Source organism: Sphingobacterium sp. DR205, assembly GCF_011064245.1.
Taxonomy (GTDB): Bacteria; Bacteroidota; Bacteroidia; order Sphingobacteriales; family Sphingobacteriaceae; genus Sphingobacterium; species Sphingobacterium athyrii.
The window spans coordinates 4,805,203-4,832,085 of the sequence record NZ_CP049333.1; the positions used below are offsets into that span (position 1 = coordinate 4,805,203).

21 protein-coding genes and 1 other RNA gene are annotated in these 26,883 nt (G+C 38.9%); 14 read left to right on the top strand and 8 right to left on the bottom strand.

Features of this window, described 5'->3' with window-relative positions; translation table 11 throughout:
* Positions 1-96: 96 nt before the first annotated feature.
* Positions 97-1,488, bottom strand: a complete 1,392-nt coding sequence (locus G6053_RS20830) for a sigma-54 dependent transcriptional regulator (RefSeq protein WP_108633026.1) — start codon at positions 1,486-1,488, stop codon at positions 97-99.
* Positions 1,489-1,553: 65 nt separating this feature from the next.
* An RNA gene (gene rnpB / locus G6053_RS20835) (RNase P RNA component class A) lies at positions 1,554-1,931 on the bottom strand.
* A 158-nt stretch (positions 1,932-2,089) separates the two neighbouring features.
* On the opposite strand from rnpB, the gene G6053_RS20840 reads away from it, so the two are divergent.
* Positions 2,090-3,163, top strand: coding sequence for a WYL domain-containing protein (locus G6053_RS20840; RefSeq protein ID WP_165308285.1), 1,074 nt, complete (start codon positions 2,090-2,092; stop codon positions 3,161-3,163).
* A gap of 89 nt (positions 3,164-3,252) precedes the next feature.
* Here G6053_RS20840 and G6053_RS20845 read toward each other — a convergent pair whose 3' ends face one another.
* The 3 genes from G6053_RS20845 to argS are packed head-to-tail and all read right to left on the bottom strand — an operon-like array spanning position 3,253 to position 7,321.
* On the bottom strand, positions 3,253-4,446 hold the full coding sequence (locus G6053_RS20845; protein ID WP_277603183.1) for an aminoacetone oxidase family FAD-binding enzyme: 1,194 nt from the start codon (positions 4,444-4,446) through the stop codon (positions 3,253-3,255).
* 9 nt (positions 4,447-4,455) lie between these two features.
* Positions 4,456-5,532 carry an oxidoreductase gene (locus G6053_RS20850; protein ID WP_165308287.1) on the bottom strand — a complete coding sequence of 359 codons (1,077 nt, stop codon included), beginning with the start codon at positions 5,530-5,532 and terminating at the stop codon, positions 4,456-4,458.
* Positions 5,533-5,536: 4 nt separating this feature from the next.
* Complete coding sequence (argS, locus tag G6053_RS20855) at positions 5,537-7,321, bottom strand: arginine--tRNA ligase (RefSeq protein WP_165308289.1); 1,785 nt, start codon at positions 7,319-7,321, stop codon at positions 5,537-5,539.
* Between the two features lie 108 nt (positions 7,322-7,429).
* Between argS and G6053_RS20860 the strand changes: the two genes are divergently transcribed.
* Positions 7,430-8,821: an arginine decarboxylase gene (locus tag G6053_RS20860; protein WP_104380843.1), complete on the top strand. Its 1,392-nt coding sequence runs from the start codon at positions 7,430-7,432 to the stop codon at positions 8,819-8,821.
* Between the two features lie 42 nt (positions 8,822-8,863).
* Here G6053_RS20860 and G6053_RS20865 read toward each other — a convergent pair whose 3' ends face one another.
* A complete protein-coding gene (locus G6053_RS20865; RefSeq protein WP_165308291.1) occupies positions 8,864-9,370 on the bottom strand; it encodes a thioredoxin family protein in 507 nt (168 codons plus the stop codon).
* A 369-nt stretch (positions 9,371-9,739) separates the two neighbouring features.
* Between G6053_RS20865 and G6053_RS20870 the strand changes: the two genes are divergently transcribed.
* The 3 genes from G6053_RS20870 to G6053_RS20880 are packed head-to-tail and all read left to right on the top strand — an operon-like array spanning position 9,740 to position 13,587.
* Complete coding sequence (locus G6053_RS20870) at positions 9,740-11,317, top strand: glycerol-3-phosphate dehydrogenase/oxidase (RefSeq protein ID WP_165308293.1); 1,578 nt, start codon at positions 9,740-9,742, stop codon at positions 11,315-11,317.
* A gap of 26 nt (positions 11,318-11,343) precedes the next feature.
* The gene (gene glpK / locus G6053_RS20875; RefSeq protein ID WP_108633018.1) at positions 11,344-12,843 is read left to right on the top strand and encodes a glycerol kinase GlpK; all 1,500 of its coding nucleotides are present in this window, start codon (positions 11,344-11,346) and stop codon (positions 12,841-12,843) included.
* Positions 12,844-12,852: 9 nt separating this feature from the next.
* The gene (locus G6053_RS20880) at positions 12,853-13,587 is read left to right on the top strand and encodes an MIP/aquaporin family protein (RefSeq protein WP_165308295.1); all 735 of its coding nucleotides are present in this window, start codon (positions 12,853-12,855) and stop codon (positions 13,585-13,587) included.
* 51 nt (positions 13,588-13,638) lie between these two features.
* Here G6053_RS20880 and G6053_RS20885 read toward each other — a convergent pair whose 3' ends face one another.
* Positions 13,639-14,598 (bottom strand): GNAT family N-acetyltransferase, encoded by a 960-nt coding sequence (locus tag G6053_RS20885; RefSeq protein WP_108633016.1) that lies wholly within the window; start codon positions 14,596-14,598, stop codon positions 13,639-13,641.
* Positions 14,599-14,603: 5 nt separating this feature from the next.
* Positions 14,604-15,437, bottom strand: a complete 834-nt coding sequence (locus G6053_RS20890) for a 1-acyl-sn-glycerol-3-phosphate acyltransferase (RefSeq protein ID WP_108633015.1) — start codon at positions 15,435-15,437, stop codon at positions 14,604-14,606.
* Between the two features lie 245 nt (positions 15,438-15,682).
* Between G6053_RS20890 and G6053_RS20895 the strand changes: the two genes are divergently transcribed.
* From G6053_RS20895 to G6053_RS20935, 9 genes are all read left to right on the top strand, one after another.
* Positions 15,683-16,345 carry a CBS domain-containing protein gene (locus G6053_RS20895; protein ID WP_121123996.1) on the top strand — a complete coding sequence of 221 codons (663 nt, stop codon included), beginning with the start codon at positions 15,683-15,685 and terminating at the stop codon, positions 16,343-16,345.
* A 50-nt stretch (positions 16,346-16,395) separates the two neighbouring features.
* Positions 16,396-17,280: an NAD kinase gene (locus tag G6053_RS20900; protein ID WP_108633013.1), complete on the top strand. Its 885-nt coding sequence runs from the start codon at positions 16,396-16,398 to the stop codon at positions 17,278-17,280.
* 235 nt (positions 17,281-17,515) lie between these two features.
* Positions 17,516-18,253, top strand: coding sequence for an isoprenyl transferase (locus G6053_RS20905; protein ID WP_108633012.1), 738 nt, complete (start codon positions 17,516-17,518; stop codon positions 18,251-18,253).
* A gap of 115 nt (positions 18,254-18,368) precedes the next feature.
* Positions 18,369-20,933, top strand: coding sequence for an outer membrane protein assembly factor BamA (gene bamA / locus G6053_RS20910; protein WP_108633011.1), 2,565 nt, complete (start codon positions 18,369-18,371; stop codon positions 20,931-20,933).
* A 165-nt stretch (positions 20,934-21,098) separates the two neighbouring features.
* Entirely contained in the window at positions 21,099-22,550 is a 1,452-nt protein-coding gene (locus G6053_RS20915; RefSeq protein ID WP_165306447.1) for an IS1182 family transposase, read from the top strand.
* Between the two features lie 519 nt (positions 22,551-23,069).
* Entirely contained in the window at positions 23,070-23,603 is a 534-nt protein-coding gene (locus G6053_RS20920; protein ID WP_108633010.1) for an OmpH family outer membrane protein, read from the top strand.
* Positions 23,604-23,707: 104 nt separating this feature from the next.
* Positions 23,708-24,274 (top strand): OmpH family outer membrane protein, encoded by a 567-nt coding sequence (locus G6053_RS20925; protein WP_108633689.1) that lies wholly within the window; start codon positions 23,708-23,710, stop codon positions 24,272-24,274.
* 440 nt (positions 24,275-24,714) lie between these two features.
* Complete coding sequence (locus G6053_RS20930) at positions 24,715-25,386, top strand: TetR/AcrR family transcriptional regulator (protein ID WP_181390486.1); 672 nt, start codon at positions 24,715-24,717, stop codon at positions 25,384-25,386.
* A gap of 195 nt (positions 25,387-25,581) precedes the next feature.
* Complete coding sequence (locus tag G6053_RS20935) at positions 25,582-26,880, top strand: (Fe-S)-binding protein (protein ID WP_165308297.1); 1,299 nt, start codon at positions 25,582-25,584, stop codon at positions 26,878-26,880.
* Positions 26,881-26,883: the final 3 nt, after the last annotated feature.

The window sequence follows — 26,883 nt, forward strand, 5'->3', positions numbered from 1 at the left end:
TTTAACAATACAGCTACTTAACCATGATTTTTAATGTAAAATACATCGCTAGATTAATATAAAATAAGGGCTTCTTTTGAAAGCCCTTATTTTATATTAATCTCTTTTGAGACCAAATTTCTCAATTTTACTATAGAGATGACTACGCTGTATATCGAGGTCATCCGCAGTCTTGGACACATTCCAATTATTCTTTTCCAATTTATATTTTATAAATTCTTTTTCCGCATGATCCTTATAATCCTGGAACGAATCAAACGAATCCATATCCAACCCATAATTTACTGCCCCTTTTTCATAGGCAACTCCACCTACTGGCTCACGCGAAGGATTAGCGAATGCAACAACATCTTTATCAGTAATGGATTTATCACTCAAAATAATTAGACGCTCGATCATATTACGCAATTCACGAATATTTCCTGTCCAGGGGAGATGGCTCAATTCTTTCATTGCAGCATTCGTTATTTCCTTCACAGGAATGCCGTACTCCATACATATTTCTTCGCAAAAGTTGGTGGAAAGCAAAGGGATGTCATCAACGCGATCAATTAATGACGGCACATGGATTAAAATTACCGAAAGACGGTGATACAAGTCCATTCTAAAATTACCCTCTTCGATTTCTTTTAGCAAATCTTTGTTGGTTGCAGCGACAACACGTACATTCACATCAATTTCCTTGTCTCCCCCCACTCTGGTAATTTTATGTTCCTGTAAAGCCCGCAAAACCTTAGCCTGAGCAGAAAGGCTCATATCACCTATCTCGTCCAAAAACAATGTTCCACCACTGGCCTGTTCAAACTTACCTATCCGTTGTTTAATCGCCGAAGTAAAGGAACCTTTTTCATGCCCGAACAATTCGGATTCAATCAGTTCCGAAGGAATCGCAGCACAGTTTACCTCGATCAATGGTGCCTGTGAACGATTTGATTTTTCATGCAGCCAACGGGCCACAAGCTCCTTACCCGAACCATTTGCCCCTGTAATCAATACTCTTGCCTCCGTCGGAGCAACACGATCTATTGTTTCTTTGATCCGTTTAATTGCTCCGGATTCACCCAATATATCTTTTGTCTTTGAACTGCTGACTTTACGTTTTAATACCTTGGTTTCGGTGACTAGCGAACTCTTATCCAATGCATTTCGAACCGTAATAAGCAATCGGTTTAAATCCAATGGTTTTTCAAGGAAATCAAAAGCACCCTTTTTTGCCGCCTCAACTGCTGTTTCAATCGTGCCATGACCGGAAATCATAATAAAAGGAATGTCTGGGCTGGTCTGATGTGCTTCGGACAGCACCTCCATTCCGTCCATGTTATTCATCTTGATGTCACATAGCACCAAGTTGATCTTTTCTTTTTTTAAAATATCCAATCCATCCCGGCCATTGTCAACATCTAAAATCGTATAATCTTCATATTCCAAGATATCACGCAGAGAACTTCTGATGGCGCGTTCATCGTCAATGATTAAAATTGTACTCATAAATTCAGCGTTATGCTATTTTCAATTATGGAAATCAATATAAGGTTTTTTTAGCAATTAGCGAAAAAGAAGCAAACCTTGTAAGCCGGGTTCTGTAGACCACCGAAGTGGAATTTCTATCATTTATCTAGATTTGCCATCGCTGACAAACTCAATCAACCTACCCATTACGAATTCCAATAAATTGAAAGAAGACGAGCAGCCTTCAGATTTCGTAACCTATTTGGTCTTTCAACACACGAGGTTTACCGTAATATATGTTACCATATAAGACCGTAAGCTCTTACCTTACGTTTTCACCCTTACTCCGAAAAGCGGTATATTTTCTGTGGCACTTTCTGTCTGCTATTTTGATAGCATCCTTCCCGTTAGGAAGCGTGTCGCTCTATGTTGCCCGGACTTTCCTCTCCTCCCGAAAGAGCAGCGATAGAACCAGTTTGCTTCTCCGCAAAAGTAGCTATTTTACTTGGATAAACAGCGAATTTCCTTAAAAATTCAATGCTGCTCCTTTAACGCGTTGAAGACAGTTAAAATTTACGCAGTCCCTTTGCGTAGATAATATAAAGTTTGTATTTTCATCTAAACTTCCATCAGTAAACATATGGCATTAAATAAACTCGCACTTATCCGTTACAAAACAATAGACAGCTGTCTGCGTCTAAGACACCGTAAATGGACTTTAGAAGACTTAATGGAAAAGGTTTCCGATGCACTTTATGAATTTGAAGGAATCAAAAACGGTATAAGCAAACGAACTATTCAGGGCGATATACAGTTGATGAGAAGCAATAAATTGGGATATAATGCCCCCATTATTGTCACACATCGCAAATTTTACACCTACGAAGACCCAAATTACAGTATCAGCAACTCACCTATCTCTGTTGGAGATATGCAAAAAATGAAGGAAGCTGTAGAGGTTTTAAAACATGTCAGCGGTTTTTCAAGCTTCGACGAAATGAGTGATATAGTCGCACGCCTTGAGGACAGTATACACACTAAAAAAGACAATCAACCCGCCATTATCCAAATGGAGAGTAACAATCTTTTGAAGGGGCTATCATTTATTAGTCCCCTCCATCAGGCCATTCGTGAAAAAACACCACTTCTCATCAGTTACCAGTCTTTCAAAGCAACGCAACGGCAGGACCTCATTTTCTCACCCTATCTCTTAAAAGAATACCGTAACCGATGGTTTCTGATTGGCCACCATAAAAAAAGCGAGGGTTTGATGACACTTGCATTGGACCGAATTAATACAATTGAGGAGATGGGTAAAAATTCATACATCGCCTATACAGGAATAGATTTTGAACGATACTTTTCCGATACCATAGGAGTTACTAAAACACAAAAAGATCGTGGCCAACGTGTGATACTAGAGATCAACGCCAGAAATGCGCCTTATGTAGAAACCAAACCGATACATCCCTCTCAGCAGATTTTAGACAAAAAGGAGGACGGATCAGTCTTAATCCGTATAGATGTTGTCCTGAATTTTGAATTGGAGCGGGAAATTTTAGGATTTGGCGAAGCGATCAAAGTATTGACTCCGCGCAATTTACAAAGCCGGATAAGACAACGTTTAACTGCGGCAGCTCAATTATATCTAGATCGGTCGGAAAAGCCAACTGATACCGCACAGAATCAGCACGCTTCTAATCGTCTTACCTAAAAATCTGTATGTAACGGTATTGAGCTATGATCGTTCCGCAGTTCACCTTCAGGACATTTCCCCGGTAAGCCGGCTATTTATCTTGGGCGCTAAATAGCTTGCGCAATCACATAACCGCTTGCCCAGGCCCATTGGAAATTATAGCCACCAAGCCAGCCTGTAACATCGACGGTCTCACCTCCAAAATAAAGACCGGGTATTTTCTTGGATTCTAATGTCTTGCCGCGCAATTCCGCTGTGGAAACACCACCACGCATCACCTCGGCTTTATCATATCCCTTATCACCTGCAGGTTTGACCTTAAAACGATGAACCGTATCAACAATCAACTTAGCGTCAGCTTTGCTCAGGGATGCTATTTTGATATCCAATGCAAGGAATTTACCGAGCGCATCCACCAACTTTCGACTAAAATAGTCATTCAGCAGTTGTGAAACAAGCCTCTTTCCCCCGACTTGGCGCTCTTGTTTGATAAGATTATCTAAATTAAAATTAGGCAGCAGATCAAGGATAATTTCCTGTCCCGGCCGCCAATAACTTGATATCTGAAGAATTGCCGGGCCACTTAATCCCCAGTGCGTAAACAGAATATTCTCTTCAAAAGACATCCCTGCAACAGATACTTTGGAGAACACGGAGTTCCCGGACAACGAACTGTACCAATCTGCATCTTTTCCCGTGATTGTCAAAGGAACCAATGCAGGGGCCGTAGCAACAAGCTCCAAGCCAAACTGTTTTGCAATACGTAATCCAAAATCAGATGCACCCAGCTTCTGAACCGGGAGCCCCCCTGAAGCAATCACCAGCTTTTTAGCTTTATACAGATGCTCTCCTTTCGGACTTTCTACATGAACCGTAAACCCATCAGCATTCTTTTCCACCGATTTCACGAGCGTGCTGAGCGCTATATCCTGTTCAGTTTCATAAAGAATTTTCGAAAATACCGCAACGATATCTTTCGCTTTATTCGTTGCTGGAAACAATTGCCCTAAAGTCTTTTCTTGCCCTTTAATACCGTATGCTTCAAAAAAATCAATGGTATCTTCGACTGTCCATTGCTTAAATATGCCGTGCAAAAAATCCGGGTTTTCAGAGATAAAATTAGCAATTGTAGTTCCGGTATTTGTGTAATTGCATCTTCCGCCACCTGAAATCAGGATCTTGGCTCCCACTTTATCATTGCGTTCCAACAGCAATGTTTTCTTTCCCAACAGTCCAGCTTGTGCCGCACACATTAAACCACAGGCACCACCGCCAATGATAATCGCATCGTATGTATTCACAGTCTTATATTAATAAGCAATCAATTGATCTTCTGTAGAAATGACCCGTCTTTCCGATTGACTCTGGTAACCAAGTTCGATGATACGAATCACATCTCGAGCCTGTTCCGGCGAAGCTATTAAGGTGGCTTGACCTAAAATAGTATCCGCAACATTTTGATAAAAGTCAGGATAAGAACCTTTTTCTGATACAATAATTTCTTCCACATCTTTACCTTCTTCAACAATGTTCAGTTTACCATGGATATTGGGCTCCTCTTCGCCCCAATTGGGGTCCTCATCAGGGAACTTACCGTCCCGCAATAATGCTTCTTGGGGATCAACACCATTTTTTACAAAATTTCCGTTCATACCAAAGAGGCGATATCGTGGGGTCGGTTCTTTCGCAAGCATTGATCCTTTGAGCGAAACTCTCAAATTATCGTAGTACAAAATACAGTCAAAATTATCAATGGTCTTTGCGTGATCCCGTTGTATCGCAAGGTCTGCAAATACAGCATTCGGTTTTCCAAACAATTGCAAAGCCTGGTCGATAAGATGCGGACCCAAATCGTAAAATATACCTGATCCGGGCAAATTCTCTTCACGCCATGCATTGGGTCTCAAATAATTTCGAAAGCGGTCAAATCTTGATTCCAGATTTACGATCCGTCCCAATCGGCCACCTTTTATAATTTTCTCTACCGTTCGATAATCCGAAGTAAATCTCAGATTATGATAGGGAGCAAGCACCAAATTCTTTTCTCTGGCGAGCGCAATCAACTCATCTGCCTGTTCTACCGTATTTGTAAACGGTTTTTCAACAACGACATGTTTTCCAGCCTCCAAAGCACGTTTTGCCATTGGATAATGCATATCGTTAGAGGTAGCAATCACGACCAGTTCGATGGTTTCATCAGCAAAAATTTCATCAGCGGACAGTGCAGTCTCCGCTTGCGGAAAGCGCTCTTTCAATAGCGCCTGTTGCTCAGCCTTGCGCGCGGTAACCTTTACAAGTTCCAGTGCCACGATAGAACGCATTACAGGAGCATGAAAAACCTGTCCTGAAATACCAAAGCCTATAAGCCCAACACGAATCTTCCTCATATCGTTACATTCTTTCCGGCACACATATACCCAACAACCCCATTCCTTTGGCGATAACTTTCGCTGCTGCCGCTGATAGATGTAATCTAAAATTCTTTACATCGTTGGCTTCGGCCTTTAATATACTCTCTTCGTGATAAAATTTATTATATAACTTGGCAACCTCGTAAACGTAATTGGCCAATTGCGCTGGACTAAATTCCTGTGCAGATGCCTCAATAGTTTCGGGAAAGGCACCCAACTGCTGAATCAGATCACGCTCATAAGATGAAATTGATGGAAGTACCGATACCGGACTATTCGCATCAAATTCAGCCTTACTCAAAACAGATTTGATGCGTGCATGTGTATATTGGATAAAAGGTCCGGTATGACCTTGAAAATCTACCGATTCGTTTGGATCAAACAATAGACGTTTCTTTGGGTCTACTTTTAATAAGAAGTATTTCAACGCACCCATCCCGATGGTGTTATAAAGCGCAGCCTTGGCATCTTCAGCCAAGCCTTCGGTTTTCCCAAGTTCTTCCGTACGTTCCTGTGCTGTTTTAAGCATTTCGGCCATCAAGTCGTCGGCATCCACAACCGTTCCCTCACGTGACTTCATTTTACCGGAAGGTAAATCAACCATGCCATAAGATAAGTGGAACAAACCATCCGCCCATGATTTACCCAGTTTTTTGAGGATCAAAAACAAGACCTTGAAATGGTAATCCTGCTCATTACCGACAACATAAATGGATTCACTCATTTTGAACTCATCATATTTAAGCTGTGCAGTACCCAAATCCTGTGTAATATAGACTGAAGTACCATCCCCACGGAGAACCAATTTTTGGTCTAATCCTTCGTCTGTCAGATCTATCCAGACCGAATTGTCTTCTTTCTTAAAGAAAACGCCTTTGTCCAGTCCCTCCTGAATAATATCTTTACCCAAAAGATAGGTGTCGGATTCGTAATAATATTTATCAAAGTCTACCCCCAACTGTTTATAGGTTTTTTCAAAACCGGCATAGACCCAACTATTCATGGTTTTCCAAAGCCTGATTACCTCTTCGTCTCCTGCCTCCCATTTTTGAAGCATAGACTGAGCCTCTTTCATCAATGGCGCATTCTTTTTCGCCTCATCTTCGGATTGCCCCTCGGCTTTCAGCAACTCTATTTCTTTTTTATACTCCTTGTCAAAAACGACATAATACTTACCGACAAGGTGATCACCCTTCATGCCTGTGGATTCCGGCGTTTCCCCCGCACCAAATTTCTGCCAGGCCAACATGGACTTACAAATATGGATACCACGATCGTTCACCAAATTGGCTTTGATGACTTCATAACCATAGGCTTTGAGAATTTCAGCAACAGAATACCCTAATAGATTATTTCGGATGTGCCCCAAATGTAAAGGCTTATTCGTATTCGGCGAAGAATATTCCACCATTAACTTCTTTCCATTAGCTGGAAAGATGCCAAAATCTCTGGCAACAATCGTATTGTTCAATAAGGAAACCCAGTAGTCATCAGAAAGCACGATATTCAAAAAGCCTTTTATTACGTTGAAGTCTGAGATTTCAGTAATATGCTGCTGTAAATAGGTACCGATTGCTGTTCCGGTCTGCTCCGGAGACAATTTTGAGAAGCGCGTTACTGGAAAAGTTACGATCGTAATCTGCCCTTCAAACTCCTTTCGGGTCGCTTGTAAAGCTATCTGATGTTCTAAAATATCTGCATTGTAAAGCGCTTTAACAGCCTGTACTGTGACTTCAACAAGTCGCCTTTGAATAGAATTTGCCATTTAATGATTTTGTAAATTTTACAACTTCCTGATAGTGAACTGGAAATAAATAACATTCCTTATTTAGGTATTCACCATTAAAGTATATCTTTGCAAAAATAATAAAAAATGCAGAGCTATCAGGAATTTCTTGACTTAAGTGTTGGTTTTCCCCAGGACGGATTCGAAATCATCGACGACGAATTGTATTTCCACGATTTGAATTTAATGGAAATGATAGAAACGTACGGTACGCCGTTACGTTTTACCTATTTGCCTATCGTCAGCAAAAAAATTCAACAAGCGAAAATCCTTTTTCAGACCGCAATTCTGAAACACAACTATCGCGGATCTTACAAATACTGTTATTGTACTAAATCTTCCCATTTCAAGCACATTGTAGAAGAAGCCTTGAAAAATGATATCCACCTTGAAACTTCATCTGCGTTTGACATGCCGATGATCGATTCATTGGAAAGACAAGGTACCGTAACAAAAGACATTACAGTCATCTGTAATGGATTCAAAACCTATCAGTACAAACAGTATATTGTTGATATGATCCATGATGGTTATACAAACATTATTCCTGTCTTGGACAATAAGGAGGAATTCAATCTCTATGATGATGAGATTGAATTAGACGAACCATGTGCTTTGGGGATCCGGGTCGCTTCAGAGGAGCAGCCAGATTCTCAATTTTACACCTCCAGATTGGGCATTCGCCAAGAAGATGTCATCGACTTTTACAATAATAAGATTGTTGACAATCCAAATTTTAAGGTGAAGCTACTTCATTTTTTTATTAATTCGGGTATATCAGACACACCGTATTACTGGAATGAGTTGGAGAAATACGTCACGCTCTATTGTAAATTCAAAAAAATAAATCCTGATTTAGACACTTTGGATATTGGTGGTGGCATGCCTTTTAAGGATTCATTGGTACATGATTTCGATTATGAATATATGGTCAATGAAATTGTCAACAGGATCAAACAGATTTGCGCGCACCATGAAGTCATGGAGCCGGATATCATTACTGAATTTGGCAAATATACAGTCGCTGAAGCATCAGGAATTCTTTATAAAGTTTTGGGACGTAAGCAACAAAATGATCGCGAACGTTGGTTTATGATTGACGGGTCTTTCATCACCAACTTACCGGACGTGTGGGCTTTAAACCAAAAATACATTTTATTACCAATCAACAATTGGGATTCGGAATATGAACGAGTGAACTTAGGTGGGATCACCTGTGATGGCCAGGATTATTACAATCAGGAAGCACACATGAACTCTGTATTTATGCCTAAAACACGTAAAGTACAATACCTAGGATTCTTCCACACCGGAGCTTATCAAGATGTATTGAGTGGATACGGTGGAATTCATCATTGTCTGCTTCCTTCGCCTAAACATGTATTGGTACGAAGAAATAGAGATGAAACTTTCAATTATGAAGTCTTTGGGGAGGAACAAAATTCCAAACAGGTCATGAAATTATTGGGCTACCAATAAATAAAAAATTATAAAAAAATCCTGTCAGTTGACAGGATTTTTTTATTTAGCCACCCAGGCATTGAAAAATTTCAATACTTTTTCTTCGTCATAACTTTTATCCTTTTCTAGACTGCCACTTTCCTGTACATGAAGTGTCTTTCCGCTTGTATCCAATACAATAAAAAATGGATATCCTAACTTTCCACCCTCAGGTGCATACTTCTGAAAAACCATCTCATTCTTGTTTTCTTTCGAATAATTTAGGTGATAATAGAGAAAACGACTTTTTAACAATTTGTCTATGCTTGCCGTTTTATGGATATAATCATTAAATCGCAGACACCATACACACCAATTCCCACCGGCCTGAATAATGACATTCTTCTTTTCCTTCTTGGCCAATTTCAATAAGCTATCAATGTCTTTCTGTGCATCAGCCTCTGGATGATATGGCTTGGAAAGTTCCGATTGAATCTTCGGGGCTTCCTGCGCAAAGGCAATTGAATGCGGCAATTGGACACCCATTAATACCCCCATTCCTAAAAACAACAATTTAATCCTTCTCATTATTCAACAAATTATTAATGATTTAAAATTACAAAATCATTTTCCCAAACCAAAACATAAGCCTATTATAATGGTTAAACATTATATCGTTCTTTTCGAAAAAAGGCAAGCGACATATATAGGGCCATAGTAACAATGTTACCTTAATTATTTTTAAAATTTTCACAAAAAAACATCGGTGGTAACGAACTATTTAAAACACTAAAAATATAGATATCAAAACAAAACAAAAGAAAATAAAACATAAAATGTTTTTAAATAATTTTAACAAATTCCTTTAAAATCTCATAAATATACTATAACTTAGTACTAATCGGCTAAAACGATTCATACTAAGGGATATAACCTCAGGACCAAAAACGAAACAAAATGAAACAAAAAGAATTCAAAAGGTCAAGATTAATAGAAAGAATAAAAGACACAAGTGAGTGGGATGTTATTGTGATAGGAGGTGGAGCTAGTGGCTTAGGTGTGGCACTGGATGCACTTAGTAGAGGATTCAAAACGATATTATTGGAACAAGTCGATTTTGCAAAAGGTACATCCAGCAAAGCAACAAAGCTTGTCCATGGCGGTGTACGTTACCTCGCCCAAGGAGACATCTCCTTAGTCAGAGAAGCACTTCATGAAAGGGGGCTATTACAGCAAAACGCACCTCATCTAGTTAAAAATCAATCTTTTATAATTCCTAATTACAGTTGGTTTGACGGCCCTTTCTACACCATCGGCATGAAAATATACGATTTCCTAGCGGGCAAACTAAGTCTAGGAAAATCCATACATATCAATAAGGAGGAAACACAACGAAGAATCAGTACAGTGAGGACAAAAGGGCTCTATGGCGGCGTTGTTTATCAGGATGGTCAATTTGACGACTCAAGACTCGCGGTCAATGTTGCACAAACCTGTATTCAAATGGGTGGTGTAGCATTGAACTATATACGCGTAACCAACCTTACCAAAAATAATGCAGGCCAAGTAAATGGTGTTATTGCACAAGATACTGACACTGGAGAAGTTTTCACAATCCAAGGCAAAGCTATCATCAATGCTACGGGAATTTTTGTCGATGACATTCTAAAAATGGATAAACCCGAAGCCAAACAGATGGTAAGGCCAAGTCAAGGTGTACATCTTGTTTTTGACAAATCTTTCCTCCCCGGTGACGATGCGATCATGATCCCTAAAACGGACGATGGCCGGGTGCTCTTTCTTGTTCCATGGCACAATCGGGTTATTGCGGGAACCACAGATACACCTATTGACGAACATAGTCTTGAACCTGTAGCACTCGAACAAGAAATCGACTTCATCTTAAAAACTGCTGGACGCTATCTCACCAAGCAGCCCACCCGTCAAGATGCACTTGCTGTATTTGCCGGTCTTCGACCCCTCGCGGCTCCAACCGGGAATTCCAACAAAACCAAAGAAATTTCCCGAAGCCACAAAGTTATTGTCAGCGATTCAAAATTACTGACGCTAACTGGAGGAAAATGGACTACCTTTCGCAGAATGGGACAAGATACAGTCGATAAAGCAATTAAAATTGGCTGTTTACCCAAAAAGGAAAGCAACTCAGCGACACAAAAGATTTATAGCGCCATCCCTACAACCGACAGAAGCAACCACATGTATATTTATGGCGCTGACCAGGAAGCGATACATGCGCTCGCGCAAGAAAATCCTGTCTGGAATGAAAAAATAGTGGATCATCTAGAATTTAAAAAAGCAGAAGTGGTGTGGGCTGTTCGCAATGAATTGGCACAAACGGTAGAAGACGTACTTTCACGTCGTGTACGTATTCTATTTCTCGATGCCAGAGCAGCCATTGCCGCAGCTCCTGAAGTCGCTAAAATAATCGCTCAAGAACTAGGCAAAGACGAGAACTGGCAAAAAAATCAGATCGAAAACTTCGAGAAAGTTGCAAAAAATTATATCTTAAACTAATATAAAATAACCAGCAGTAATCAATTATGGAACAACAATACATCTTGGCCATGGATCAGGGTACAACGAGCTCCAGAGCCATCATTTTTGATAAAGAAAGAAATATCGTTTCAATTGCACAAAAAGAATTCACACAAATCTTCCCAAAACCGGGATGGGTGGAACATGACCCACATGAAATCTGGTCCACGCAAGCCGGTGTCACCGCCGAAGCAACAACAAAGGCCGGACTGAATGGCAAAAACATCGCCGCCATCGGAATAACCAATCAACGGGAAACTATTGTTGTATGGGAAAAGGAAAGCGGCAAACCGATCTACAATGCCATTGTATGGCAAGATAAACGTACTGCGGATTATTGTGATGAACTCCGTCAATCGGGCAAACATGAAATGATCCAGAAAAAAACGGGACTTATCCTGGATCCTTATTTTTCGGCAACGAAAATAAAATGGATTCTTGACCATGTCGATGGCGCAAGAGAAAAAGCCCAAAATGGTGAGCTGATCTGCGGCACTATTGACACCTGGCTGGTATGGAATCTTACACGCGGAGATGTTCACATTACCGATGTGACCAATGCTTCACGTACACTTCTGTTCAATATCCATACCATGGACTGGGATGCCGAGCTTCTTGAATTATTTGATATCCCCGCCTCCATGCTACCTCAAGTGAAGGAAAGTAGCGAAATATATGGTGAGTCCAGAACAACAATCTTCGCACATAAAGTCAAAATTGCCGGAATTGCCGGGGATCAACAAGCAGCACTTTTTGGTCAACAATGCATTGAAAAAGGCATGGTAAAAAATACTTATGGCACAGGATGTTTCATGTTAATGAATATTGGCAATAAGCCAATTATGTCCAAAAACAACCTACTGACAACCGTAGCCTGGAAGATTAACGGAAAAACTGAATATGCTTTAGAAGGAAGTATATTTATAGGCGGCGCGCTGGTTCAATGGCTACGGGATAATCTTAATATTATTTACAAATCCGCGGATATTGAACAGTTGGCACTCTCCGAAAAAGATAACGGTGGAGTAACCTTTATTCCCACTTTCGCAGGGCTGGGCGCGCCCTACTGGAACGCTAGGGCACAAGGCACGATATTCGGACTAACACGAGCAACGACAAACGGGCATATTGCCAGAGCTTCACTGGAAGCTATTTCACTCCAAACCAGTGATGTTTTAAAGGCCATGGAAGCTGACAGCGGAATACCGATCAAGGAACTTCGTGTGGATGGCGGAGCAACGGCAAATAATCTTCTGATGCAGATTCAGGCCAACGTACTGAACAGCAATGTCATTAGACCTAAAATCACTGAAACAACAGCTCTGGGAGCAGCTTACCTGGCAGGATTGGCAGTTGGCTTTTGGAAGGACGAACAAGAACTTTCAAAATTCTGGGCGCAAGACCGTCTTTTTGAACCCGAAAAAGAACAAGAAGAACAAACCCAGCAAATTATTAAGCAATGGACCAAAGGTGTTAAAGCATTACAATTCTGGACCGAAAACTAACCAATACTTATGAACCATTATTTAGCAGAATTTATCGGCACCACACTCCTTCTACTTCTTGGTAACGGTGTTGTTGCGAATGTGATCTTAAAAGGAACAAAAGGAGAAAACAGCGGCTGGATCGTCATCACGACCGGATGGGCTTTAGCCGTATACATCGGAGTCGTATTCGCAGGCCCTTACACAGGCGCTCACTTAAACCCGGCAGTGACAATCGCCATGGCACTTCATAAAGCGCTACCCTGGACAGAAGTACCGGGCTATATTCTTGCCCAAATTGCGGGCGGTTTTTGTGGAGCATTGCTAACTTACATTATACACAAAGATCATTTTGATGCCACAGCCGACCCTACCACAAAACTAGGTGTTTTCGCTACGATCCCAAACATCCGAAATACCGCGACGAATCTAGCGAGTGAAATCATCGGGACTTTCGTCTTAATTTTTGTCATCTTTTTTATCACCGGACAAGATGTGACCATCAATGGAAAGACTGAACCTATTGGAATGGGCTCTTTAGGTGCCATACCTGTTGCTTTTTTGGTTTGGGCTATTGGATTATCATTAGGCGGAACAACAGGTTACGCAATTAACCCTGCAAGGGATTTGGGTCCCCGTATATTCCACGCAATCTGGCCAATTAAAGGAAAAGGAGATTCGGATTGGTCGTATGCATGGATTCCCATTATAGGACCTATCACCGGAGCGGTGCTAGCATTTGTTGTCTATATTTTAATAAAATAAATAAAGTATAAAATAACAAAGGGATTCAATAAATTGAATCCCTTTGTTATTTTATACCCGTTTTGGTTTTCGGCAACCATATTCACGGTCCCGCTCAAAAGTATTCATGTGTCGTTCCTTTTTTACTGGATAAACATCTTCAATAACAATCAATATCCCTTTCTCTTCTACTGTACCGAACTCATCATTTCGGGCAGTGCCAAAAGACTTCATCGTTGGTGACAAGTTCATGTAAGTATTGATTAAGGGTGGAATGTTTTCACCTAATGCCCTGACATGACTATTTAATATTTTATACCCTTCCTTATAATCCAATCCGTCAAAAACACCCACAAAACGATCATAGTCATTTTTAATTTCAAGGTCAGGAAGTGGAACAACCAATTTATCATGATCTGGAAAATAGTAATCCATAAAGTAAAGCAGCATATCTCTAGCATCCTTATTATAATGCGGATACATCGTTACTTTTCCAAAAAGGTACTTAATTTCAGGGTTCAGCATAACCAAAGCGCCCAAACCATCCCATAAATTGTCTAGCGAAAAAATCCCCTTTCTATTATCAATTGCCGGCTGGTACCTAGGCTGCACGAACGATCGGCCCAGTTCAATTGTATACGGTAAATAATCTTTTGTAAACTGATCAGAAAACTGAAAATAATGAGCTGTAGATAAATTGGGAATACCGTTTGACTCTCCTGCTTCGGCACATTTAATCACGCGATATCCCGCAACAACTTCTTCATCTTCAGGATTCCAAGCGATCAATTGATCATAGCAGTCTTCGCATGTATCGTTTTCATCAATATCGATGGAAAGCCCTGTACCTCCTCCTGCGCCACGGAACGTCAACTCTCGTAACCGACCGATCTCACGCATCACATTTGGTGAGTTATGATAGTTGATTAAGTATATCTCGTTATTTCCATTGTTGGTATAGCGTAAAAAAACCTCCTTATTCAATTCGGCTTTCAATAATTCTCTATCAACTGGAGGTATAATTTCTTGCATAAATTCTATTTTTCTTGAGCTAATCCATAAACCCTTCTTTTCACTTCTTCAGCCCAAGTCTTTTCGTTTTTTGATTGATCAAACGCTGTATAAGGGATTCTCTTTCCTACTATAATGTTAACGGTATGCCCGCGCTGGGCAAACATTTCATCGGGTAAATATAACATTTCAATGTTTACCTTAAGACCTATTTTTTGTCTAAGCCTTGCAAAATTATAAAAAAACTTAGAGTTTTTGCCGTCAATCAGTACCGGAATGACATCTTTTTTATATTTTTTCGCTTTACTAATAAAACTTTTTTTCCATTCCAGGTCTTCAATACGCCCATCTTTCTGCTTTCTAGAAACTAGCCCCGCGGGAAATACAAGCAAGGCATCATCCGCACCGTAAGCTTCCTCAATTGCCGAAATGGCTTGTTTACCCTGACTCCCTAATTTATTCACCCCCACAAATAAAGGCCTCAGATTACCTATATTCAACAAGATATCATTGACCAAAAATTTCACGTCCCGACGATGCTTTCCGATCGCATGCATAAATGCAATACCATCCAATCCACCCAGAGGATGGTTAGATGCAAAAATTACCGAATCAGACACCGGAATATTTTCTGCGCCGTATAAGTTCACTTTTACCCCCAGATCATTGATTAACGCGTCGACAAAGTCCAGCCCTTGCAAATCGGCAAAGCGTGTCATGATATCATTGATTTCATCCTCATGGATCGTTTTCTTCAGATAGTTCAGCAGGAAAGATGGAATCCATTTTGCTAGTCCAGCATTTTTTTTGTGAATAACTTCGCGTATATCAATAAATTTTTTATTCTCACTCGTAATCATCAATCTTATTTTTCTGACTAAAAATACCTACTTACCCTATTTAAGCATATATCAAATTGCTGACAAAAATACTAACAGAATGCTAATAAAAGTACAATTTTAAACATTAAAATTGTACTTATTTGCAATAATGTGATTACTTACTTTTATTTTATCCGTTAAACTCAAAAAAGCCACTGTTTCCTGAAGGAATCTGATCTGTAAAAATTTCCCCTTCACATCATTTTTTTTTATTAAGTTTGAGTATGTTAATAGGACAATTTCTTTCAAACGCAGATTTCAGCATTCAAAAGGCTGATTCAATACAGCAGGCATTAGAAAAACTACAGGACATGCTTTGTAAAGAATTGGTTGTTTTAAATGGAGATGAATATATTGGATTCGTCAACGAGTCAATTTTATTGGATGCCGACAATGAAGAAGCTCCTATTTCCGCCATTAAAATTAATACGGCGCCGATACAGCTTAAATTTAACCAACATCCCTATGATGGCCTGGTCATGATGACTGTATATAATAGTTCATTGGTGCCTATTTTGGACCAGGATAACAAATATGTCGGTGTTTCTACACAATTAGATATTTTAAAAGCAATTTCATTGATCCAATCTCAAAATGAATCCGGAGCTATTATTGTCCTATCAATTGGATTACATGACTTTTCATTATCTCAAATTGCGCATCTGGTAGAAAGTGACAACTGTAGAATCCTCAATTGCGCTACAAAAATAAATCTCGAAAGCGACTCGATTGAAGTTACGCTAAAAGTAGATAAATCCAATATCAATGCATTGCTTAATTCATTCTTAAGACATAATTATATAATTATGGAGACACACAATACTGTTGCCGCATTTGATGACACAGCCGAACGGTATCAGCAGCTTATGAATTACATCAACATTTAATTAGTTAAGATTAGTTTTTTTCTCATCTTTGCCCCATAAATTCAAAAAATATGAGAATTGCGATATATGGACGAGAGTTTCAACCCTCCGTTATAGCACATGTGAAGCACTTATTTAAATACCTCGTTAGTAAAAACGTTGATATTTGGGTTTACGCACCCTTTTATAAGTTCTTGACAACGCAGTTTGAATGTGATTTTAATTTCCCTACTTACCATACATACGAGGAAATTAAAAACAGTGCAGATCTTATGCTCAGTTTAGGTGGCGATGGAACGATGTTGTCCGCCGTATCACTCATTAGAGACTCTGGGATTCCCATTGCAGGAATTAATTTTGGACGTTTGGGCTTTTTGGCCTCCATTAATAAAAATGATTTCGAACATGCAATAGATGATATATTAAACAATCGTTACGATATCCAAAAACGCGTTCTTCTTTCCGTAGAGTCTGAACAGATCAATTTGTTCCAGGGCAATCATTATGCGCTTAATGATATTACGGTATTTCGTTATGACAGCTCTGCCATGATCACAGTCAATGCACGAATTAACGGTGAACTGCTCAATTCCTATTGGGCGGATGGCTTGATTATCGCCACCCCTACTGGTTCTACAGCCTATTCACTGAGCTGTGGAGGCCCGATCATTATGCCCGAAAGTGGAAATTTTGTCATTACACCGATTTCACCACATAACCTTAATGTCAGACCAATCGTTATTTCAAATCAATTCACGCTTGAACTTGAAATTGAAAGCCGAAGCAATCAATACATACTCAGCTGTGACTCAAAAAACGAGTCTATTGACACCTCTGTCAAACTGACAATCAAACAAGCCCCATTTACGATTAATCTGATTCGTCTTCCGCACGAAAGCTTTTTTAGCACATTAAGAGAAAAGCTGCTCTGGGGTATCGATGTCAGAAACTATTAATCTTTATCATATTGTACTTCTGAATTTCCAATTAAAAATCGATATTTGGAACAAATAAGCATAGATAAGGTATATAAGGTATCTATAATGAGGATTCAACACTAGTGATCAAACGAATTCATTCTGCGAGGTCAAAATTCGTTTAAAGATAATACACAGACAACCAGTATCTGGTTTTTAACACGCAAATAAGCTGAAACTAAGCTAAAGTGTTAATTTATTGAAAATAGCAACAATGAGCTTTTTAGATCAAATTGATAAAATTAAATTACCCCAGCACATTGCCATTATCATGGATGGTAATGGCCGTTGGGCAAAACAAAAAGGCAAACTCCGTGTATTCGGACACCAAAATGGCGTGAAAGCAGTAAGAGAGGCCTTAGAAGGATGTGTTCAGGCCAACATCAAATTTCTAACGCTCTACGCATTTTCGGCGGAAAACTGGAATCGGCCAAAATTAGAAGTGATCGCACTGATGGAACTTTTGGTCTCCTCTTTAAAAAAAGAAATCAAGACATTTCAGGAAAATGGTGTTAGATTAAATGCCATCGGAGATATCAGCAAGCTCCCAACAAATGCACAAAAAAAACTTCAGGAAACAATTGACGCCACCAAAGACAATACACATTGTACATTAACGCTTGCGCTGAGCTATAGTTCACGTCAGGAAATTGTGGAAGCCACCCGAAATTTGGTTAAAAAAGTAAATGCAGGTGAAATAGCCATTGAAGATATCAATGACGATATCTTTTCCGCTAATCTCTATACCCGAGATCTTCCGGATCCAGATTTATTGATCCGAACCAGCGGAGAACTTCGGATTAGTAATTTCCTTCTGTGGCAAATTGCTTATTCTGAACTATGCTTCCTAGACAAGATGTGGCCAGAGTTTACAAAAGAAGATTTATATAAATCAATTGTAGAATATCAGCAACGAGAAAGAAGGTTTGGAAAAACAAGTGAACAGTTATAAATGATTTTATTAAATTTGTCAACTGATTTGAATAAAAAACAAGCTGGTTAAATTTTCTTAATTAACAAAAATTAACAACTGATTGGTGTACTTTAGCGCCAATAATTCAAGATAAATGAAGCGTATACTACCCGTAATACTATTTTTTGGTCTCTCATCAATGCAACTTGTCTACGGACAGGAAAAAGGTGCGTTCAACTTAAATGACCCCGAAAAAATCAGTTATCTCAACCCTAAAAACTATGTAATTAGTGCTGTTGATGTAACCGGAACACAATTTTTGGATAAAAACGTATTAATTACCATATCTAAATTGTCGGTAGGTCAATATTTGGAAGTGCCAAGTGAAGCGACTGCAAAAGTAGTAAAAGATATGATGGCTCAAGGCCTCTTCGATGATGTCGAATTATGGGCAGACAAAATTGAAGGCGAAAACATCTTTTTGACCATCCGCGTAGTAGAACGCCCTCGTTTGACCCGTATTGACATTAATGGACTGAGCAAAAGCCAAACGGAAGAAGTCCGTAAACGTTTAAATAGCAATACGGGTAAAATCGTCAATGAAAATTTGATGAACACCACACGCGCAACAATCCAACGCTTTTTAAAGGAAAAAGCATACTTATATCCGGAGATTAAACTAAGAACAGTTAAGGATTCGGCACAGGCCAACAATGAAATCCTGATTGCGGATGTGGATAAAAAACACAAGGTAAGGGTTAAAAAAATGACCTTTACGGGCAACGAGCATTTTTCACAGAAAGAACTGCGGAAAATGGCCAAACCAATCAAACAGAAAATGTGGTACCGCATTTTTGGCCCGGGTAAATTCAAAGAAGAGAAGTATAAGGAAGGTAAAGAGAACCTGATCAAAAAACTGGCGGCCAAAGGCTATCGTGATGCCGAAATCTTAAAGGATACGGTCATTCGGGATGGAGAAAAAAATGTATTGGTAAATTTTGATATTTACGAAGGACCTAAATATTACGTTGGTAATATTGTATGGACAGGAAATGCAAAATATTCCGATACCTTATTGAATAAGATTTTAGGGATTAAACGCGGAGATGTATTCTCCGAAGAAAAACTGAATACCAAATTGTTGGGCGGTGGTCGAAATTCCGATGATATTTCATCGATCTATATGAACGATGGATATTTGACTTTCTCCGTAGATCCTGAACAGACACGTGTTTATAATGACACCATTGATTTGAATTTACGCGTCTATGAAGGTGCTCAATATACCATTAACAACGTCATTGTAAAAGGTAACGATGTCACGAATGACCGTGTGGTTTTACGTTCTATCTATACAAAACCGGGGCAAAAATTCTCAAAAGAGCAAATTATGCGAAGTGTGCGTGAAATTGCCCAATTAGGAAATTTTGATGAGCAAAAAACAAATCCGGTTCCGACCAATTTGAACTATGCAGAAGGAACGGTAGATATTGTTTACAATGTGACAGAGAAACCCTCTGATCAAGTAGAGCTTTCGGGAGGTTATGGAGCTGGACAGATCATCGGTACACTGGGATTAACCTTTAATAACTTCTCTACAAGTAATTTCTTTGATAAAAGTTCATGGAAACCCCTTCCTCGTGGTGACGGTCAAAAATTAAGTGTACGTGGTCAGACTTCTGGTAAACGTTACCAATCATACAGCTTCTCTTTCTCAGAACCTTGGTTAGGTGGAAAAAAACCTATCTATTTTGGTTTAAGTGCTTATACCTCTAGTTCATCCTATGGTGGATTCAATTATTATACTGGTGAGCAAATTGTAAAAGATTCGGAGTTGAACCGGATTTGGATGACGGGTATTACAGCAACCTTAGGTAAGCGTTTACAATGGCCAGATAACTGGTTCCAAGCCAATACTTCATTGTCGTTCCAACGTTACAAACTTCAAAATTATGGTAATTATTTCTTGTTTGACAATGGTACGGCATACAATATTAACTTGACACAAGAATTTAGCCGGAACTCAATAGATGCACCGATCTACCCTACTTCGGGTTCGAACATCAAATTCTCAGTGCAACTAACGCCTCCTTATTCATTGTTCAATAATATTGACTATAAAAACGGTACTCCTCAAGATCGTTACCGCTGGACTGAATACCACAAATGGAAATTCGATTCACAATGGTATGCAAAAATTGTAGGAAAGTTAGTTTTCAAAGCTCAGGCACAGTTTGGTTTCTTAGGTAAGTATTCCAACAAAACAGAAATTTCCACTTTCGAACGATTCAAGCTTGGTGGTGATGGTATGCAGGGATTTGATTACCTTCAGGGTTCAGAAATTATCGCTATGCGTGGTTATGCAAATGGTGTGATTATTCCAGAAGGTACTCAAAATGTAAATGTAGCAAGAAACTCAGGTAGCCCGATCTATACGAAATATCAAATGGAATTGCGCCATCCTGTGATGTTAAATGATCAAGCGACGGTATACGTACTGGCATTTGCCGAAGCGGGTAACACCTGGAACAAATTCACTGAATACAATCCATTTAAAGTACGTCGTTCAGCAGGTGTAGGTGCCCGTATCTTCCTACCTATCTTTGGTATGCTGGGAATTGACTACGGTCACGCATTCGATCCTATCCCAGGATTACCGAGCAGTACCTGGAAACAAAACTTTACATTTAGCATTATGCAAAATATGGGTGGATTCTAATCGGGGATGATTAAACCCTTTAGATCAATCTTAATAAAGAAGCTATCGTACAAACTGGAGGGCACTGAAAAAGTCCTTTAAAGCTTTTAACAAAAAAAGGAGTGGAAAATCTTAGATTTTCCACTCCTTTTTTTGTATCTTATAGTTGTATTTTATGTTCATCCAATGTTATTTCAACAACAAAAAATCCAACTTAGTGAATATTCCAGGCTCTACCATCTGATTGTTCCTAAAGACAATCTACTTCGCAAGATCAATGAAATGATAGATTTTAGTTTCATTTATAATGAGCTTTTGGATAAGTATTGTTCAAATAATGGGCGGACTGCAGAAAGCCCTGTCCGGATGTTCAAATATCTGTTGTTGAAAACCATATTCACCGTTTCAGATGTTGATGTTGTGGAGCGCTCCCGTTACGATATGTCCTTTAAATATTTTTTGGAGATGTCACCTGAAGAGGATGTCATCAACTCCAGCTCTCTGACGAAGTTCCGTAAACTGCGGCTTAAGGATATGGATCTGTTGAATTTATTGATAGGGAAAACCGTTTCCATAGCATTGGAAAAAGGTATTATCAAATCCAAGTCCATCATCGTTGATTCGACCCATTCGCTTTCCCGGTCGAATCCATATTCCCCACTTGAGGTGCTCAGACAACGTTCAAAATTACTGCGTAAGGCTGTATATTCGATGGATGAGGATTTCAAGGATCAAATGCCTCAGAAAAATGAGTCAAATGATATCCGGAAAGAAATAGCATATTGTAAGGCGCTTCAAAAGCTGATTGAGTCTGATACGACTTTAAGCGAAATTCCAGCTGTAAAGGAGAAACTAAACCTGCTAAAAGAGACCGTTGAAGATACCCAGGAGAACTATATAATTTCCAAAGATGTGGATGCCAGAGTTGGGCACAAGACCGCAGACAGTAGTTTTTTTGGTTATAAGACGCATTTGGCAATGACAGAAGAGCGTATCATAGCAGCAGCAGTTGTTACCTCAGGAGAAAAGGGGGATGGTCCTGAACTACCAAAACTATTGAATCAGGCCCGGTCCAACGGAATGGAGGTAGATACCATCATAGGTGATGCGGCCTATGCTGGAAAGGAAAACCTGAAGCTTAAAGACCAACAAGGCAATAAAATCAAAATTGTAGCCAAGATAAATCCTGCAATCACCCATGGTGCCAGAAAAGAGGAAGAAAAGTTTGACTATAACAAGGATGCAGATATGTTTGTCTGTCCAGCAGGGCATCTGGCAATGTACAAGCGAGTGCAGGGTAAAAAGATACACCGGTGCAACCAGACAATGACGTATTATTTCGATGTCGAAAAATGCAAGGTATGCCCACTAAGGGATGGATGCTACAAACCGGAAGCTAAAAGCAAAACATATTCAGTCTCTATACGAACAGATGAGCATATAGAACAGGAGGTGTTTCAGCAGAGCGAATACTTCAGGGAAAAGTCGAGGCATAGATATAAAATTGAAGCAAAAAACAGCGAGTTAAAGAATGTTCATGGATATGACAGGGCGGATTCCTACGGCCTGGAAAACATGAAAATGCAAGGAGCACTGGCTATATTCGTAGTAAATCTAAAAAGAATACTCAAATTCTAGATTTGAGAGTCTCATTTCTGAAAAATCCTTTTCGAAAGTAGAAAACGCTCTCTAGATTCAAAAAACATACCAAAGTCGACCTTAGAGGAAAAAATAATATGCCGCTAAAAAATGAAGCGGATGAACATCTTATGATCTGTTCATCCGCTTATCTTTTTATAGACTATTTTATGTCTACTTTTTCAGTGCCCTATACAAACTGCGATAGCTTTTTTTGTATCAAATTAATTTTCAAATTTGATGCGAGATATATTTAAATCTTCCTATATTGAAGCAAGCTTATTTTCAGCAACAAAGGTTAGACATACTGCCCTTTCTAGAAAGGCATCGTGAGAATCGGCCAACAAGTTAAATAGTGTTAAACCCGAGAAATATCTGTTAGATTGCATCTTTTTTGTTATTTTTGAACCGTAAATTTATTTAAGGCAATTTGTCAGATTAAACTTTTGAGCTTATACATTGTCATAAAGTAAATTAATGTTAAATAATAAATTATAGTCTATAAAACTTACAGGAAATATGAAAAAAATATTGTTAGTTATAGCTTTTGTAGTCGTGAGTGCTACAGCGACATTTGCTCAACAGCTTGCGTATGTAGATTCAGAATATATCCTAAAACATGTCCCCGAATATACCGCCGCACAAAAACAATTGGATGATCTTTCTAAGCAATGGCAGGAAGAGGTGGATCAAAAATATGCTGAAATAGAAAAATTATATCAGGCTTATCAAAAAGATCAAGTTTTATTAAACGAAGATATGCGTCGCCGTCGTGAGGACGAAATCGTTACCAGAGAAAAAGAAGTAAAAGATTATCAAAAACAAAAATTCGGATTCGAAGGTGAACTTTTTAAAAGACGTATACAACTGGTAAAGCCTATTCAGGACCGTGTTGCAAAAGCAATACAAGAAGTGGCTTCGGCACAGAATATTGATTTCATTATGGATAAAGGAAAAGAGTCCACATTCCTATATGCGAACCAAAAATTGAACAAAAGTAATGAAGTCATTACAAAATTAGGTTATAAACCTAATCCTAGTCTTGCAAACTAAGCTGGAGTTTATTATCATTGTGGACACAAGTAATACAAATAGTAATTAATTAGAAAACTAAAAAGATTGCCATAGAGATGGCTTATTAGATTAAAATGAAAAGCATGAAAAATTTATTAAAAGGTGCGGTTGCTATAGTGGCAGTATTTTTCTCAACTCAATTCGCAAATGCTCAGCAAAAACTTGGTCATATCAATTTCGCTGAAATCATTCAATCCACTTCAGATTATAAAACAGCTGAAGGCCAATTGAAAACATTGAGCGATGGTAAAACAAAAGAAATTCAAGATATGGTTACCATTTATCAAACCAAACAAAAAGAGGCCAATGATAAATTACGTAACAGAAGTGAAGCGAATAAAGAGACCGTTGATCCTGAAATCAATAAATTAGGACAAGAGTTACAAGATATTCAATCGCGTATTCAAACAGCACAACAAGCTGCGCAAGAGGAGTTGGGTAAAAAAGAAGATGAGTTAATTACTCCTATTCAAAGAAAAGTGGCTGAGGCGGTAAGCGCAGTATCCAAAGAAAAAGGCATGGCTTATGTATTTGATATCTCAAGCACCAATATTCCTTATTTCCAAGGTGGCGAAGATTTGACTGCTGCCGTTAAAACAAAATTAGGTATTTCTGCTACAGCAGCACCTGCAGCACCAGCGAAAAAATAATAACATATTTTACAGCATAAAAAAGGGATTATTCATCTGAATAATCCCTTTTTTATTGCCTCTTTTTATTACCCACTCCCTGAAATTAGCAGCTAATAATGTTACAGAAATAGCTACTAAAGTCGACTCATCAATAGGAAAAAAAATCTGTCATACGATTTTCTTGCATTTACCAGCTAAAATTTAGATATTGTAAAAAAATACATATCTACCCTAATGAAAACATCATGAGCTCAAATTTGTTTATTAACGAACAAAGAGGACAGCTTATGAAAGCTTCATTGCTAAAAATGGTTTTAATCGCATGAAATTATCATGGGCTTAAATCAGCTCAAAGGCTTATATAACTCAGTCTATGATAGCTTCAGTGCTATTAAACCGACGAAGGCAGCATGAATGCCTTTGAAAACAAATTGGTAATGAATAAACAAATTATTCTAATGAAAAAGAAAGTAACTGAGGATCATCCAAAGAAAGAAAGAAAAGTAACATCTGGTCCCATCCGGGACAAAGAACGGACCAAAGCACGGATGATTGCTGCGGTAGGAAAAGTCATCCAAAAGAAAGGTTATCATGCCTTGAACGGTCCGAATATCGCACTTGAATGTGGTTTAAATAAAGCGCTTATCTGGAACTATTTTGGCGGTCTTGACCAATTGGTTGAAGCTTATCTGACACAAAAGGACTTTTGGCAAATCGGAGATAAAGGAATTTTGGAACAGATGATATCAAATCCAGAGGATATTGATGTTGACCTGGTAAATGAATTACTTAAATCCCAGTTGAATACATTTTTAAAAGATAAAACCAAACAAAAAATCATCCATTGGGGGCTGGGTGAAAAAACAAAAGCACTAAAAAATATAGCTGATCGCCGTGAAGCTCTTGGCGAAGAACTATTTAAATACTTTGATCCAAAATTTGAAAATTCTGAAAACGATATAAGAGCGACATTAGCTTTATTGGTTAGTGGAATTTACTACCTCAGCTTACAGGCCAAATCGACGGGCAGCACGTTCTGTGGCATAGATATCAATACAGAAGAAGGAAAAACACGTATCGAAAAAACGATTGGAAGAATTCTTAAGCAGACATTTTCCGACGTAGAATAAATTGATAAATAAAATAACCTCAGCTTCCAAGAAATACCGATAATTTCTTGGAAGTCTCTTTTCCCATCCCCGCTATCTCTTCCTTAAATATTTTTAGAAAATGATTATGAACAATCTAATTTTTTGATTTATTTTTACTATGTTAGCATAACAAAATAATATGGTATATTTGTTATGTAACCAATATTCGAGCATATGATAGGTCAACTAATATTTGCAGTTTGTTTTCTGGGCGCGTTATTTTTTTTTAGTAAAAATGCACGGCGGATCTATAGTAATATCAAATTAGGTCGGGAGTTAGATCGTTCTGATAGGCCTTCGGAGCGTTGGAAAACAATGCTTTTGGTTGCCTTTGGGCAAAAGAAGATGTTTAAGCGCATTATTCCTGCCATTCTGCACTTATTTGTCTATTTAGGCTTTGTTATCATCAATATTGAAATGCTAGAGATCATTATTGATGGTTTATTCGGAACCCATCGGGTATTTTCGTTTATGGGAAGCTTCTATAATTTCTTGATCGGTTCATTTGAATGGCTGGCACTTGGGGTACTGGTGTCCTGCTTAGTCTTCCTGATTCGAAGAAATGTCATTCGGGTAAATCGCCTGAACAGTAAAGAGCTTAATAATTGGCCCAAAACCGACGCTAATATCATCTTGGTCACAGAAATTCTGCTGATGTCGGCTTTTCTGCTGATGAATGCGACCGATCTCAAATTACAGCTTTATGGATTCGAGCATTTTAAGTCTGTTGGTTCGTTTCCGGTGAGCCACTATCTCTTGCCCTATTTGCCTACCTCAACTGCTACTTTATATATCATCGAAAGATCTTGTTGGTGGTTTCATATATTAGGTGTATTGGCTTTTTTAAACTACCTCCCCTATTCAAAACACTTGCATATCATACTCGCTTTTCCGAACACCTATTTTTCAAACTTGGATGCCAAAGGGAAATTATCCAATATGGCTGCTGTGACAAATGAAGTAAAAGCAATGCTTGATCCAAGCTTTACGCCACCATCTTCGGATGGGACAGCTCGTTTTGGAGCCAAAGATGTCCAGGATTTAACCTGGAAAAGCCTTTTGGATGCCTATACTTGCACCGAATGTGGCCGTTGCACGTCCTCCTGTCCTGCCAATATCACAGGAAAACTTCTGTCACCACGAAAAATAATGATGGACACAAGGGATAGGCTAACCGAAGTAGGTGATAACATTAAGGTAAACGGCAGCTTTGTGGAGGATGGCAAGTCTCTTATCGATACCTATATCAGCCGGGAAGAATTATGGGCTTGTACGAGCTGCAATGCCTGTGTAGAGCAATGTCCTGTCAATATTAACCCATTGGACATTATCATAGAACTTCGTCGGTTTGCGATTATGGAGGAATCTCAGGCGCCCGCAAGTATTAATAATATGTTTGGAAACATTGAGAATAATGGTGCTCCATGGAAATATGCACAAATGGATCGCGCAAATTGGACTCAACAACAATAGTTT